The organism is Peribacillus sp. Aquil_B1 (genome assembly GCF_022603275.1).
Classification (GTDB): domain Bacteria; phylum Bacillota; class Bacilli; order Bacillales; family DSM-1321; genus Peribacillus.
On record NZ_JAKXEE010000003.1, the window covers coordinates 430,572 to 445,569 of the forward strand.

Genomic DNA, 14,998 nt, shown 5'->3' on the forward strand with positions numbered 1-14,998 from the left:
CGCTATACTTCCTCCTTGTAGGAAATCGTCATCTCATATTGACCGGGTTCGCTTCCCTGCATATGTAACGTATATTTAAGGACAAGTTTCCCTTGTTTGGTCTGCTCATCCCATTGATGATGTATCTTCTTCGCGGTCGTCCGTAATCCTAACCTGCCATATATACTTTCGTAATGTCCATTTGTCGCTTCCTTCAGGCGGAAAAGCTGCCTCATTTTAATGGCACCATTTCTAAGCAGGATCGTTTCATCCGGTTTGTGCTTGATGGTCGTTTGTGTTTGCCCGGCTTCATTTTCCTCTTTATATTGCAAATATAAATCTGCACCTTTATACATTTTTGTACCAAATGTGACCAGCTCATACGTTTCCGTTTCTGAACCGTGCTTGATTTTTGTCTGTAAAGTCACTTTAATCGCTTGCTTATCAATATCATGAAGAGTCAAAGCTACACTTCCTTCATCATGTCGTTCTTAACTTTATAAGTATAAATATTCTTCAAGCAAGTTTCAACTTGGAGCGGAAAATAAAGTGTAAATCAAAAAAAGTGAGGATAAACTGTCGAATTCAAGTTGTTGCAATTCATTTGAATTTAACACAATAATGACTCATCGGGGCGGAATTATTCGAATAGAGTCCATCAGACGCAAAATCCCTTCCCGGAATGGATAAAAAAAGACCATTCCCGCTAAAAAACAGGAACAGTCAAGTCAAGCCTTACGCCCATTAACCTTTTTGAACCCAACCTAAAATCATTTCGCGAATCAGCTTGCTCGCAGTGTTCGCAGTTTGCTCGGATGGATCATAAATCGGTGCCACTTCTACCAAATCGCAGCCGACTACATTAATTTCAGATCGTGCTATCTCATGAATCGAAGCTAAAAGCTCTTTGGAGGTGATGCCTCCACAATCTACGGTGCCTGTTCCCGGTGCGTGCGCAGGATCAAGAACATCGATGTCGATCGTCACATATACAGGACGGCCAGCTAACTGCGGCAGTACTTCTTTCAGAGGTTCAAGAACTTCAAATTTAGAGATGTGCATGCCATTTTCTTTTGCCCATTGGAATTCTTCCTTCAAACCGGAACGAATGCCGAAAGAGTATACATTTTTCGGGCCGATAAGTTCTGCGGATTTACGGATGATGGACGCATGGGAAAGCGGCTCTCCTTCATAATCCTCACGTAGATCTGTATGGGCATCCATATGGATGATGGCCATATCGGGATACTTTTTGAACATGGCTTTGATGACAGGCCATGTTACAAGATGTTCCCCTCCCATACCCATTGGGAACTTACCTGCATCCAACAAGCTGTCGACATATTTTTCAATCATATCGATACTGCGCTGAGGATTGCCGAATGGTAATGGAATATCCCCGGCATCAAAGAATTTAACTTCCTCTAATTCACGATCTAAATACGGGCTGTACTCTTCCAAACCAATCGAAACTTCACGAATTCGGGTAGGGCCGAAGCGGGAACCCGGACGGAAGCTTACCGTCCAGTCCATTGGCATGCCGTATAGCACAGCTTCCGATTCCTCAAAAACAGGATGGCTTTTAATGAATACATTGCCTGAATAGGCTTCATCGAATTTCATGGTCCATGCCTCCTTTATTTCACTAAATCTTGAACGAATTTAGGCAGAACGAAAGCTGCTTTATGAAGTTCTTTTGTATAATATTTCGTTTCTAATTCATGGAAACGATCTTCAGTCACTTCTAATGGATTATATTTTTTCGACCCGATCGTGAACGCCCAAAGGCCGCTTGGGTACGTCGGGATATTCGCTAAATACAAGCTGGTGATTGGGAAAATTTCTTTTACATCACGTTGTACATCACGAATCAAGTCCGCTTTAAACCAAGGATTGTCGGATTGTGCCACAAAAATCCCGTCTTCTTTCAAAGCCTTGGAAATCCCGGCATAAAAACCTTTAGTGAATAAATTGACGGCAGGTCCGACTGGTTCAGTCGAGTCAACCATGATCACGTCATACTCATTTTCACTTTTGGCGATGTGCATGAAGCCATCCCCAACTTGTACGTCTACACGCGGATCTTCAAGCATGCCTGCAATTTCAGGCAGGAATTTCTTTGAGTATTCGATAACTTTCCCATCGATATCCACCAATGTAGCTTTTTTTACGCTTGGGTGTTTTAGGATTTCACGGATAACTCCTCCGTCCCCTCCTCCTACAACCAAAACGTTTTCTGGATTAGGATGGGTAAATAAAGGAACATGGGCTACCATTTCATGGTACACGAATTCATCACGCTGTGAAGTCATTACCATGTCATCCAGCAACAGCATATTGCCCCACTCTTCCGTTTCAATCATATCCAGCTTTTGAAACTCAGTTTGCTCCGTATGTAAAGTACGATTCACTTTCATCGTAATACCAAAATTCTCTGTTTGTTTTTCAGTAAACCAAATGCTCATTTATTAACGCTCCTTTTCCATTTCATATTGTCAGTCACCTTATAGGTTCCCCAAAATCGGTATAGTCATTAGCTAGAAAAATTATAGACGAATCTAGCAGAATTGCAAGATAAATTTCTTAAATGCAGTTCTTACGTTTAAAATTTTCTTTTTTTTCCATAATAGTAATAGATACTAGATTCTTACCTGATAAGAGAGGTGAAAGCAATGGAATTGATTCCAAGCGAACGATTTAAAAGGACAACTAAATATGTACGGGCCTTCATTATCCTTGCCACGATCGGGCTCACAATACTCTTTGTATTGCTTCTCTCTTTACTGATTTATGCAAAAATATTAGGTCCGCCTCCTTTGGTCGTGCCGCAGTCCACTCTCTATTATAGCGATAATGGAAATGTGATCGGTGAGACCGATAATGGCCAGAAACGTTACTGGGCCGGAATGGAGTCGATTTCACCAGAGCTCGTCAAAGCGACTGTCGCCGTTGAAGACCGTCAATTTTACACTCATAATGGATTTGATATAAAGCGGATCGGCGGAGCCATCCTTGCTGATATTAAGGCAATGTCCAAAGTCCAGGGTGCAAGCACCATTACCCAGCAGTATGCCAGGAACCTGTTTCTTGGGCATGACAAAACGTGGTCGCGTAAATTTAATGAGGCCTTTTATACGATACGTTTAGAAATGAACTACTCTAAAAAGGAAATTCTAGAAGGCTATTTAAATACGATTTACTATGGCCATGGCGCCTATGGAGCCCAAGCAGCGAGTCAATATTACTTTGGCAAGGATGCCAAGGATTTGACCCTTCCTGAAGCGAGCATGCTGGCTGGAATACCAAAAGGGCCGTCAAACTATTCTCCATTGGATAACTTTGAAAAAGCGAAATCAAGGCAGAGAGTCGTCCTGCAATCCATGAAAAGCAAAAACTACGTTTCCGGAAAGGATATCGCGGAAGCGCTGCGAACATCCCTTACATTAAAGGGAGAACACGGAACGGTCACCAAGAAGACCGCTCCCTATTTCCAGGATGCCGTCAAGCAGGCTTTAAAAACTCAGCTTCATTTAGATGACCGGACAATCGAGCTTGGCGGGCTTAAGGTCTATACCACACTGGACGAAACCCAGCAGGATGCTGCCGAAGAAGTTCTTTCCAATACCATACCCAAGTCTTCAGGCATTCAAGCCTCGATAGTGGCAATGGATCCGGATACCGGGGAGGTCCGTGCGCTGGTCGGAGGGAAAGATTACTCCGAGTCGCCATTCAATCGGGCCACACAGGCCGTTCGCCAGCCTGGTTCAACCATTAAGCCCTTGCTATACTATTCAGCATTGGAGAATGGTTTCACACCGTCCACCACTTTAAAAAGCGAGACAACTACATTTTCTTTCGATGACGGTCACTCATCTTACTCACCGCATAATTACAACCATCAATATGCGGAAGGCGAAATCACGATGGCTCAGGCCATTGCTCTTTCCGATAATATCTTCGCCGTAAAAACGCACTTGTTCCTTGGAGAACAGACATTGGTCGATACGGCGCATCGTTTCGGCATCACGGCAAAGATGGATGCGGTTCCCTCCCTGGCACTCGGTACATCAGGTGTAAGGGCGATTGAAATGGTGAACGCATACAGCATTCTGGCTAATGGCGGCAAGAAGGTTGAACCCGTGTTTATCAAAAAGGTTGAAAATCAAAAAGGTGAAGTGATTTTTGATGAAAATGAGAAACCGGAACAGATTTTGGATGAGGATAAGGCATTTGTCATGACCCAGATGCTTACAGGGGTTTTCGATGAAACCTTAAATGGCTATACGAAAGTGACCGGCAGCACCATTAGTTCCCAGCTGTCCCGCCCATATGCGGGCAAATCAGGCTCCACCCCGACTGATAGCTGGATGATCGGTTACACACCGGAGCTTGTAGCAGGAGTATGGACTGGATATGATCAAGGCAAAAAGATCGAAATCCCTGCTGAAAAAGGCTATGCAAAGAAAATCTGGGCTTCCTATATGGAAAAGGGCCTGCAAGGGAAACCGGCAAAATCATTTAAGGAAACCGAAAACGTAATCGGGGTAGACGTGAACCCCGTTAGCGGAAAATTGGCCACAAAGGACTGCCCTGCCTCAAGATTGACTTATTATGTTAAAGGAACCGAACCTGTCGAATACTGTGCCGAGCACTTTAAGGGTGAGAGTCCGAAACATGCCCCAAAAGAAGAAGAACATAAAAAGGCCCCATGGTACAAAAAAATCTTAAAACCTTGGGGATAACGAAAAACCCCCGAAGCCGGCAGCGGCTTCGGGGGTTTTTCTGTCCTAGTTCCACAGTGACTAAACTGCTGTCTTTAAGTTTACTGATTTTATCGCTTTCCTACAAGTGCATTTTTCACTAAACTTAACATTTACCCATTAATCGAGTTTCAAACCGTCAATGACTCCTTCAGCAGATCTGAAGAACGCTCCCACATTCCTGCATCATGATTTTTCAGGAAGTCTGCAAGCACACGTTTTGATTTATCGTCCATGTCCTCGACGATGATTTTTCGTTTTAGCGATTTATCCATCCGGTTAACATGCTCCGGGAGCGATTTGTAACCGCGTCTAATTGACCTGTCGACCATCATTTCACATGCTGTCACACCTGCATAGTGCGGACCATTTTGAGTGGCTTCAATGGTCACCCAAACAAGCCAGTAAGGTTTGGCATTCGGGACCTCCTCTTTAGTCTTTAAAAACTTGATCCCTTTTTCCACTGCACTTCTTGCATGCATCGCGCCGATATCGACCTCTGCCTCACCTGCATCCACATCGATGATGACCGGGGAAATATTATCGAGCGTTAAAACCCCTGCTCCATATCCGCCATGACCTTCTGTCGGGTCGTTTTTTATAATATTAAAGCCTACCTTTTTCTTTGGTTGTTCTTCCATGTTTTATCCCCCTTTATGATTTGTCATTCCTTATTATTGGTTAAAAAAACAAAAATGAAAAAAATTGACTCAAGATGCCTCCAACAAAGTCTCGACCAGTTTTCAAAATCGGGCTTATTGTAAATTGACTCAGCGGTGTGATGATCAGAATCAAAAAAATAAGGGAACCATATTGTTCATACTGGGTCATTTTTGCCCGCAAGTCTGCTGAAACAAGATCCTGAATGATCCTATAGCCATCGAGCGGCGGCAGCGGCAACAGATTGAATACAAATAAAAGGACATTTAAATTTATGAGTATATTTAAGAAGGGCTCGACGAAAAACGGTAAATCAGGTCCAACGCCTGCGGCAATCAACCCGTAAAAAATTAAAAACCCTAGCATTGCAACAATCAAATTACTGAACGGACCGGCAAAAGAGACGAGAACTCCTGCCAATTTTGGATTCTTGAAATGAAAACGATTAACCGGTACAGGTCTCGCCCAACCAAATCCAGCTATTAATATCAGCAATGTCCCGATCGGATCCAAATGGGAGATCGGATTCAATGTGACTCTTCCTTCATTCTTTGCTGTCGGATCACCGAACTTATAGGCCACATAAGCATGGGAAAATTCATGAACCGTAAAGGCGATCAACAGGGACACAATGACATATGGAAGCTGTTCCAAAGGATAAGCCAAAAACCCTCCTATTTGCTCAAAGAATTGCATCGCTAGCTTCTCCCCCTATGTTTATTACCGTTAGTATACATCAAAAGATCAAGAAGTGAAAAAACTCTGACTTCCTAGTCTTGCATTTCTTTTTCCATTGTGAAACACTACAAGATAAGAGAGGAAGGGGGGGGGGAAAGAGATGCCATATGTAACAGTCAAAATGCTTGAAGGCCGTACAGACGAACAAAAAAAGGCTTTAGTCGAAAAGGTGACTGCAGCCGTAACGGAAACAACTGGAGCACCAGCTGAAGCCGTGACGATTTTCATTGAAGAAATGTCAAAAAGTCATTTAGCGGTAGCCGGTGTCCGTAAAAGCGATTTATAAGATTTACATAATGGGGAAAAGCTAAGCCATCAATTCGGCTTAGCTTTTGTTTTTAGCTGCTCAATATATTCATATGCCTCATCAATTTCTTCAAGCGTATATTTTTGTTTGCTTTTCAACGTGAAAATTTTCTCGGTGACTTCCTCTTTTTCAAGCGTGTCGAAGTATAATACCGTTGAAACCAGCTCCAAAAACCGGGCATTCTGTTCGTTCATATCCTGTAAGCATGCCTCAAGTGCCGGCATCTCCACTTCCTGGATGGATAGGAAATCCCGGCCTGCATCCGTTATCGAATAACAATATTGATAATAGCCTGCTTTTTTTTCCCTTACTTCATTCAAGTAGCCCATTTCGCAGAGCTCTTCGATACGTAAGGTCAGCTCCTCCGAATACGGTCCATAAAAGTGAAACTGAAACTTTTCATGAAATGGGAAGGACAGCTTCTTCGCGATATAAACGATCTTCTGTAATTTTTTCCGACCCGAGATTTCACCGGCAGTAGAAATTGCATTGATAATGTTTGCATGATCCTTAAACAAGGCTCGTCACTCCTCACCAAAAATGTACCACTTTAATCCGATAGCTCCAAAAGCTTTCGAATCTGTTTTTTTATATTTTTCTTCGTAGATTCATCACGCAATAAATCCGCTGGATAATACAACTTATGATCCGTTCTTCTTTTCCCTGAAATTGCATCGACAATTTCGGATTCACGCGATAATTCACGAATTTCACCATTATTTTTCAGCAAGTGAATCGGAAGCCTCTCCTCTTCCTCACCTGGCCGGTAAAAATCATACGGCAGATCTGATGAAGAATCGACGACAAGATAATAATCCGGATCGATGCCTGCCTTCTTGAATAGCGTCCTTAACTCCATCAGCCTGTTCATTTGACTGTTCGATGGATGGAATTCCACATATTTAAATAGTTTACGGTTAACGAAGCGAGTGCATAAATCTTTTAAAATCGCATCGTTTTCGTCTTCCCATGCTTCGAAATAATAGAGCATCACCGATTCATCCATTTTCAAGTAGTCCGTTAAAGTCACTTCTCCCCTGAACAATGAATAAAAATGGTGTGGTTCTTGGGCAAACTCATAACCGGATTCATATAAATGTTTCGCTCTATGTAGAATCTTGGTAAGTATGACCTCCGCACTTCTCGTAACTGGATGGAAATAAACCTGCCAATACATTTGGTAGCGACTCATGATATAATCCTCAACCGCATGCATCCCGCTTTGTTTTATGACGGCGTGTTCTTCCCTTGGCCTCATTACACGCAAAAGCCTTTCCATATCGAAGTGTCCATAGCTCACGCCAGTGAAGTAAGCATCACGCTGTAAATAGTCCATTCTATCAGCATCGATCTGACTTGAAATCAGGCTGACTACTAATTTGCCTTTATAGGTTTTCGCTATGACTTCTGCCACTTTTTTAGGAAAATCACGTCCAACCTTAAGGAGGATCTTATTCACTTCCGTATCGCCGAGGATTATCTGCCTCGTGAATTGCTCATGATCCAGGTCAAACACTTTTTCAAAAGAATGAGAGAAAGGACCATGACCCAAATCATGCAGAAGTGCTGCGCACAAGGATAGTAACCGTTCCTCAGGTTTCCATTCGGGTCTGCCCTCGAAAACATCATCCACGATTCTCCGAACAATCTCGTATACTCCAAGCGAATGGCTAAGCCGACTATGTTCCGCACCATGAAAGGTTAAATAAGTCGTTCCCAGCTGTTTGATCCTTCGAAGACGCTGAAATTCCTTCGTCCCTATTAAATCCCATATAACCCGGTCGCGAACATGTATATATCGGTGCACCGGATCCTTGAATACTTTTTCTTCTTGTAATTTTTCGCCGGAATATTCCATGAACTACCCTCTTTTTTCGTAATCTCGATGCACTCATTATAGCGTGTTTTGACAAAAAACCCTAACTTCCACCTTGCTAGTAAGAGGGGTCATTTTGTAAGAAAACGGAAGTTTCAGTCCGATTTTGTCTTGAAAATAAAGAAATAAAAAATCACCGCAGTGTGTCGAATCTGGGTGATGATTACTTGTTTCATTTATCATAAGCAAACAATCCACTCTACCTATATATCATGGATCCTACTTTAGTTTTTTATTGATTTTATCTAGTAACTCGTCTTCTGTCGGTGCAGCAACTGGACGGTTATTGACAAAGGCAAAAGACTTCTTTCTGCCAGGACCGCAATAGGATTGACAGCCCACTTCAATTTTCGCGTCGGGATCAAGCTTTTCAAGACGCGGAATCAATGTTTTAATGTTTACCGCCAAGCAGTCATCGCACACTCTGAATTCATTGGACATCCTCCGGTCACCATCCTTTCCATGACAAACTATTTTTCATCCATTTATACGACTAAAGGGTATTTTACCGTTTCTACTTATGAATATCAAGAGGGCTGGATGATATGAAAAGGATGTAAAAAATCAAAAAACTAGTATCCTTTTAACCTTTTTGTATAAAAAAACCATATTTTGTCCAAAATGCTAGTAGAACACTCCATAAATCACTGCCACACGATATTTTATATAGTTATTTATTTTAAAAATTACCAGAAAGGGAGTATGTAGAAATGAAGGTTCGTCAAGACGCCTGGACAGAAGAAGATGATTTGCTTTTGGCAGAAACGGTATTGCGCCATGTGCGGGAAGGCAGCACTCAGCTCAATGCTTTTGAAGAGGTAGGAGATAAGTTGAATCGCACCTCGGCAGCATGCGGATTCCGCTGGAATGCAGTTGTCCGCCATAATTATGATAAAGCGCTTTCCCTTGCCAAGAAACAGCGTAAGCAACGGCAAAGGATCCTTGGAAAAGATCAAGGAGGAAAAAAACGGCTTCTTTATACACCGCCGTCCCCAACGATTTCCGATATATTGGTTCCCCATGTACAAGAAGAGGAACTAGAGTTGAATTCCGAAGTCGATACTACCAATTATGAAGCAGCAGAGGAATTCGTTGTGGCAGAAGCCCTCGCTCCTAAGACACAGCACACACCAGTACCTTTGGAAATGGCCATGAGCCTTGATACCGTCATCGCCTATTTGGAATCTATGAACGGCCGTATGCTTCAAGCCGAAGTATTAAAAACCGAAAATGAAAGATTGCAGCTTGAAATTAAAGGGCTGAAAAAGCGAAACGAAGAATTGGAGAATAAAATCAGCCACCTAGAACAAAACAGCGGCTTGATGCAGGAAGATTATGAAACTTTGATGAATATCATGAATCGAGCAAGAAAGCTGGTTTTGTTAGAGGAAGAGGAACGTCCGGCAACTAAATTCAAGATGGACCGGAATGGCAATTTGGAAAAAATGGCCGAGTAATAAGATAATGTGGGGATAAGTTACATAGATCAACCACATGATAAAGGCCGTTTTACCCATGTTTATCCGAAAAAGGGAGCCAATAAGGCTCTTTTTTTTCATCGTTTCAAGAAAGAAGGAATAATATCTCCCCGGACGCCGTTGCCTATCATCCAGTCCATTTACAGTTTCAGTGAATGCTAAAGTCGTATTAATTGAAAGAAGCCGTTCCTGACTTAATGGAACGGCTTCTTTCTTTTCAATCCTTTAATGCATCAAATACTTTATCATTGCGTTCCACCACTCTTGCCAAGTATGCCTCATACATCGGCCATTCCTGAACGGAAAGAGTGTCAGAGAATATCCTTTCGCTATGTTCCTTCAATACATGCAGGAATCTGAGCATCACGTCCTGAACGCTCAATTGCACGCCCAACAATTCAGTTAGGGACGCCATTACCGAAGGGACGATATCAGGATAAACGAATTTGGTTTCTGCATTTCCTTTAGCTGCATCATAAAAACCCTTCACGAGACTGGCACGTTCAGCCCCGCTTCCATTGACACACAAATAGATTTGCACCGCTACGCCATTGCGGATCCTGCGCTGGGAAATACCTGCAAATTTCTGCCCATTTATACTTAAATCATAACTTCCAGGACAATAGGAACCGACGATTTCCCTTGCTTCCATCGTGACTGGGAAATCGGAAAACATCAATTGGACAAGCTCCCACATCGCATCATATCCACGATTGATTTCAATTTTCCGCTCGTTTTCAGGAAAAATGAGCGACAAATTAAGGACACCCTCATCCAGCACGACTGCCAATCCTCCGGAATTCCTTACGATGGCCTGAAAGCCATGTTCTTCTAAATGATCTAAACCCTTTTTAAGAAAAGGCAACTTCGTATCCTGTATACCCATGACGATGGTTCGATGGTGTACCCACGCCCTGGCTACGGCCGCTGATTTACCTGACCCTACGGAAGCGCAAAATGTATCATCCATCGCAAAGGACTCCAGAGCAGGAAACTGAGGTCCTACGGAAGATTGATCAATAATCCTCCACTCTTGCTGCATTAATAATGAATCTGTTTCACCCATATGAATCTCCCTCTAACATTTAATCCTTCAGCTGCCTATTGATACTGCGCCACAAACCCCTGTGCCGCTGTAATGACAGCCAGTTTATATACATCCTCTTCACTGCATCCCCTCGAAAGGTCATTCACCGGACGATTCAGGCCTTGAAGGATCGGACCGACCGCTTCGAAGCCGCCCAAGCGCTGTACCATCTTATAGCTGATGTTCCCTGCTTCGAGACTTGGGAATATAAAAACATTCGCATCCCCCTGAATAAGGGAATCCGGTGCTTTTTTTCTTGCTACCGAAGGAACGAAGGCCGCGTCAAACTGAAATTCCCCATCAAGAATGATTTCAGGGTCCATTTCTTTTGCCAAATCGACGGCATCAACCACTTTTAAGGTCTCGGGGGATGTTGCCGATCCCTTCGTCGAAAAGCTCAACATCGCCACACGCGGTTCGATATCGAACATTCGTGCAGTCTTCGCACTTTCTATTGCAATTTCAGCTAGGTCCTGGGAATTGGGGTTTATATTGATCGCACAATCGGCGAACACATATTTTTCTTCATCCCGGACCATGATGAATACTCCCGATGTTTTTTGGACGCCTGGCTTTGTTTTAATGATCCTTAAGGCAGGCCGAACCGTATCGGCAGTCGAATGAGTTGCGCCGCTCACCATTCCATGTGCCAGTTTCATCTGGACGAGCATGGTTCCAAAATAGTTCTCATCCATTAAGATTTCACGTGCTTCTACGTCGGTCGCTTTTCCATCACGGACCTTCACGAACGCTTCAACCATTTCATCCATCATGATATAATTCTTCGGATCATATATTTCGATTGCATCAAGGGAGATTTTTAAATCCTTTGCCTTCTCTTGAATCGACCCGATATCCCCGATCAATACCGGTGTCACCAGTTTAGCTTTGGCAAGCCTGCCTGCCGCTCCCAAAATCCGTTCATCCAACCCTTCCGGAAAAACGATCTTTAAATTATGTCCCATAATTTTCGATTCCAATATTTCAAATAAATCACTCATTGGCTCTTCCTCCTTTTTAGATACGTTTCCCCCATTTTTTCTATATTTAACATCCGATGAAAATCCATTGCCGTCTTCTTTTAAGAATACTCTAGCAGCCAGGTAAATTCCAGCCACTTGGTCCCCTGCCAATCCGCAAATTTGAAATTTGTTTGAACGCCGAAAAACAGTGGTCGTGTTTGCGGGTTGATATAAATTTCCTTATACTGAAACTATGTTATATTAAAGTTATAATAAGACTTAGGAGTGATCGTAATGAGTGAAGCAGCACAAACACTGGACGGCTGGTATTGTTTACATGATTTCCGTCTAATAGACTGGTCTTCTTGGAAAACGTTATCAAGTGACGAACGCCAATTGGCCATCTCTGAATTCCAAGGTTTACTGGATAAATGGAATATGACACAAAGCGACAATGAAGGCAGTCATGCCCTTTATTCCATCGTTGGTCAGAAAGCGGACTTCATGCTTATGTTTGCCCGCCCAACAATGGAAGAATTGAATGCAATTGAAAACGAATTCAACAAAACGAAGCTTGCCGAATATACAATTCCTGCTTATTCATACGTTTCCGTCGTGGAATTAAGCAATTACTTAGCTGGTGGAGATGGTGAGGACCCATATCAGAACCCTCATGTCCGTTCCAGACTTTATCCGATACTTCCAAAAGCGAAACATGTATGCTTCTATCCAATGGACAAGCGTCGTGATGGCGATGATAACTGGTATATGCTTTCCATGGAAGAACGCAAAGGCTTAATGCGTTCCCACGGCTTGATTGGCCGCAGTTATGCCGGTAAAGTAAAACAAATCATTTCGGGTTCTGTCGGTTTTGATGATTATGAATGGGGCGTAACACTATTCGCGGATGATGTCCTTCAATTCAAAAAATTAATCTATGAAATGCGTTTTGATGAAGTGAGTGCACGTTACGCTGCATTTGGTTCTTTCTTCGTTGGCAATATCCTGCCGGAAGAAAACGTACCTTCATTCCTATACGTTTAAGACAATGGGCTTCCGGTTTCCGGAAGCTTTTTTTGCACCCTCCTTTTTATTTTCCCCGGCTGTGGAATAAATCCAATCCACATCCCATACATTTTCAATAGTGATGAATTTATTTTTCACAGTCCCATTCAGCCTTCAGGAAAATTGATCAAGGCAATTCCTGACTCCAGCGAGGTGAAGGAAAGTTACTTCTATTCATTAGCCGACAAGAGGATATGGCTTATATCATGAACGGCAGCCGTTATGTATCGCTTAACATTCATTGTGGTTTTTTAAGCCACCCGGGGATTGTCCAGAAACCATTTACAATACTACCGGTCGCTATAAATCGCACTGTTTCTTCCAGTCCACTCTCTCGGATTGTCCAAATTCCAAAGCATCAATTAAACCTTGAATTTAGGAGGGAATGCAATGTCACAAAATAATCCTTATGGTAACTACCCGTACGGGGGAAGCCCCTATTACCCCTATGAGAATAATGAGCCTGAACTAAGGCAGCAAAATCCTAACCAGCAACAAGGCTACCCGCAGCAAGGTTATCAACAGCCATCATACCAGCAACAACAGCCCACTATGGCAGGCACGCCACAACAAATGCCGATGACGATGGGTCAACCCCCTTCCGGACCACAGATACCTGGCATGCTTCCGGTCGAACAATCATACATCGAGAACATCTTGCGTTTGAATAAAGGGAAACTAGCCACTGTTTATACAACGTTTGAAAACAACAAGGAATGGAATGCAAAGATCTTCAAAGGAATCATTGAGGCTGCAGGACGCGATCATTTAATCATAAGCGACCCTCAAACGGGAAAACGATACTTAATCCCGATGGTATACTTAGATTATATAACGTTTGATGAAGAAATCGAATATGAATATCCATTTGGAGGCGCTGGGCTTGCCACCTATTCGCCAAGGTGAAAAAATCCTATAGAAGAGCCTCAGAATCTATTTGATTCTGAGGCTCTTCTATATATTGGAATGACTTTTTCCCAAAAAGAGGATCGGAAAACATTCTTTTATCAAATGATGTTCCCAAACCCAACACCTTCAACTCCATGTTATAACAAAGTTGATTGGAGCGGGTGTCGAGACTCCTGCTTAGAAAAGCGTGTCTAAGGGAGACCCCAGGAGGCTCCCTGACCGCCCGCGGAAAGCGAGTGCCTGGAGCGGAAATCAACGTCAAAATTGTACAAGCCACAAAAAAACTGTAGCCAAACTCGATATTCGAACTTCGAATTTGTCTACAGTCTCAGCTAATTCCATTACAAGTATTTATATGCAGCTACGATCATTAAGACCCAAGCAACCAAGAAAGAAACTCCGCCAAGCGGTGTGATGGCCCCAAGGACTTTGATTTGCGTAACGCTTAGAACGAATAGACTTCCGGAAAACAGGATAATTCCTATTAACATAAGCCAGCCGGACCAGTTGATCAGCGGACTTGATATTTTCCCAGCCAATAAACCGAGTACCAATAAACCTACCGCATGAAACATTTGATATTGAACAGCGGTTTGCCAGGTTTCTAAATATTTATCGGGAATTTTCCCTTCCAGTCCGTGTGCACCGAATGCACCTAGTGCCACAGCAATAAACCCATTCAATGCACCTAAAATGATGAACAGTTTCAATTATTTCGCTCCCCTTCCCTCATTTAAAAATCGAACAAGGACTCCCCATTAGCCTCATCCATTTTAACCGGTTCTACATTCGGTGTAGCCGACATAACGGGCTGGGTCAATGTGATTGGCTTCGGTATGCTGATGTTCGCTGTTTTTTCATCCACCATTATTTCACAAAGGGACTTGATGGCGATTACATACCCCTGCACCTTATCCTCTGAATTTGCTTGTTTCGCTTTTAAAACAAGCTCTTCGATTTTATCCAACATTTGTCTTGATGAAATATCCAACTTTACCACCTCGTCTATATACAGGTCAGAACTATCATAACTAGCATAGCAAAAATCAGAGAAGAAAACACCTTGGATATTTCCTACCTCTTAATTGGCTTCGCCTGAAATTTTAAGCATGGCTGTCCTGAAGAATGAAAGACATCAAGAGAAGGCTGGTTTGATGTTTTAAATTGAAAAGCACGG

Annotated in this window: 17 protein-coding genes; 5 read left to right on the forward strand and 12 right to left on the reverse strand. The window is 42.8% G+C overall.

The window, feature by feature from the left end; translation table 11 throughout:
- Positions 1-2: 2 nt before the first annotated feature.
- The 3 genes from MPH60_RS20185 to speE all read right to left on the reverse strand — a co-directional run bounded on the left by MPH60_RS20185 (position 3) and on the right by speE (position 2,444).
- On the reverse strand, positions 3-443 hold the full coding sequence (locus MPH60_RS20185; protein WP_241589598.1) for a DUF1934 domain-containing protein: 441 nt from the start codon (positions 441-443) through the stop codon (positions 3-5).
- 280 nt (positions 444-723) lie between these two features.
- A complete protein-coding gene (gene speB / locus MPH60_RS20190; RefSeq protein ID WP_144527427.1) occupies positions 724-1,602 on the reverse strand; it encodes an agmatinase in 879 nt (292 codons plus the stop codon).
- Between the two features lie 14 nt (positions 1,603-1,616).
- Entirely contained in the window at positions 1,617-2,444 is an 828-nt protein-coding gene (speE, locus tag MPH60_RS20195; RefSeq protein WP_101223866.1) for a spermidine synthase, read from the reverse strand.
- 207 nt (positions 2,445-2,651) lie between these two features.
- Here speE and MPH60_RS20200 point away from each other — a divergent pair, with 207 nt between their 5' ends.
- Positions 2,652-4,721: a transglycosylase domain-containing protein gene (locus tag MPH60_RS20200; protein WP_241589596.1), complete on the forward strand. Its 2,070-nt coding sequence runs from the start codon at positions 2,652-2,654 to the stop codon at positions 4,719-4,721.
- A gap of 149 nt (positions 4,722-4,870) precedes the next feature.
- Here MPH60_RS20200 and MPH60_RS20205 read toward each other — a convergent pair whose 3' ends face one another.
- Entirely contained in the window at positions 4,871-5,380 is a 510-nt protein-coding gene (locus MPH60_RS20205; RefSeq protein ID WP_137023606.1) for a YwhD family protein, read from the reverse strand.
- Positions 5,381-5,420: 40 nt separating this feature from the next.
- Positions 5,421-6,095, reverse strand: a complete 675-nt coding sequence (locus MPH60_RS20210; RefSeq protein ID WP_241589595.1) for a site-2 protease family protein — start codon at positions 6,093-6,095, stop codon at positions 5,421-5,423.
- Positions 6,096-6,237: 142 nt separating this feature from the next.
- Between MPH60_RS20210 and MPH60_RS20215 the strand changes: the two genes are divergently transcribed.
- Positions 6,238-6,423, forward strand: a complete 186-nt coding sequence (locus MPH60_RS20215) for a 2-hydroxymuconate tautomerase (protein WP_241589594.1) — start codon at positions 6,238-6,240, stop codon at positions 6,421-6,423.
- Positions 6,424-6,452: 29 nt separating this feature from the next.
- On the opposite strand, the gene MPH60_RS20220 is transcribed toward MPH60_RS20215, so the two are convergent.
- The 3 genes from MPH60_RS20220 to MPH60_RS20230 all read right to left on the reverse strand — a co-directional run bounded on the left by MPH60_RS20220 (position 6,453) and on the right by MPH60_RS20230 (position 8,761).
- Complete coding sequence (locus MPH60_RS20220) at positions 6,453-6,962, reverse strand: YwgA family protein (RefSeq protein ID WP_098185024.1); 510 nt, start codon at positions 6,960-6,962, stop codon at positions 6,453-6,455.
- A gap of 32 nt (positions 6,963-6,994) precedes the next feature.
- Complete coding sequence (locus MPH60_RS20225) at positions 6,995-8,302, reverse strand: HD domain-containing protein (RefSeq protein WP_241589593.1); 1,308 nt, start codon at positions 8,300-8,302, stop codon at positions 6,995-6,997.
- 237 nt (positions 8,303-8,539) lie between these two features.
- Positions 8,540-8,761, reverse strand: coding sequence for a DUF1450 domain-containing protein (locus tag MPH60_RS20230; protein ID WP_048683566.1), 222 nt, complete (start codon positions 8,759-8,761; stop codon positions 8,540-8,542).
- A gap of 269 nt (positions 8,762-9,030) precedes the next feature.
- On the opposite strand from MPH60_RS20230, the gene MPH60_RS20235 reads away from it, so the two are divergent.
- Positions 9,031-9,777, forward strand: coding sequence for an RsfA family transcriptional regulator (locus MPH60_RS20235; RefSeq protein ID WP_241589592.1), 747 nt, complete (start codon positions 9,031-9,033; stop codon positions 9,775-9,777).
- 238 nt (positions 9,778-10,015) lie between these two features.
- Here the strand turns inward: MPH60_RS20235 and MPH60_RS20240 are convergent, their stop codons facing one another.
- Positions 10,016-10,864: a lipoate--protein ligase family protein gene (locus MPH60_RS20240; RefSeq protein ID WP_241589590.1), complete on the reverse strand. Its 849-nt coding sequence runs from the start codon at positions 10,862-10,864 to the stop codon at positions 10,016-10,018.
- A gap of 35 nt (positions 10,865-10,899) precedes the next feature.
- Positions 10,900-11,886, reverse strand: a complete 987-nt coding sequence (pta, locus tag MPH60_RS20245; protein WP_241589589.1) for a phosphate acetyltransferase — start codon at positions 11,884-11,886, stop codon at positions 10,900-10,902.
- A gap of 255 nt (positions 11,887-12,141) precedes the next feature.
- Between pta and hemQ the strand changes: the two genes are divergently transcribed.
- Positions 12,142-12,891 carry a hydrogen peroxide-dependent heme synthase gene (hemQ, locus tag MPH60_RS20250; protein ID WP_214744282.1) on the forward strand — a complete coding sequence of 250 codons (750 nt, stop codon included), beginning with the start codon at positions 12,142-12,144 and terminating at the stop codon, positions 12,889-12,891.
- Positions 12,892-13,302: 411 nt separating this feature from the next.
- Complete coding sequence (gerQ, locus tag MPH60_RS20255) at positions 13,303-13,818, forward strand: spore coat protein GerQ (RefSeq protein ID WP_241589588.1); 516 nt, start codon at positions 13,303-13,305, stop codon at positions 13,816-13,818.
- Between the two features lie 344 nt (positions 13,819-14,162).
- Here gerQ and MPH60_RS20260 read toward each other — a convergent pair whose 3' ends face one another.
- Both MPH60_RS20260 and MPH60_RS20265 read right to left on the reverse strand, forming a co-directional pair.
- Positions 14,163-14,531 carry a DUF423 domain-containing protein gene (locus MPH60_RS20260; protein WP_137017372.1) on the reverse strand — a complete coding sequence of 123 codons (369 nt, stop codon included), beginning with the start codon at positions 14,529-14,531 and terminating at the stop codon, positions 14,163-14,165.
- Positions 14,532-14,554: 23 nt separating this feature from the next.
- A complete protein-coding gene (locus MPH60_RS20265) occupies positions 14,555-14,812 on the reverse strand; it encodes a YwdI family protein (RefSeq protein WP_241589587.1) in 258 nt (85 codons plus the stop codon).
- Positions 14,813-14,998 lie beyond the last annotated feature (186 nt).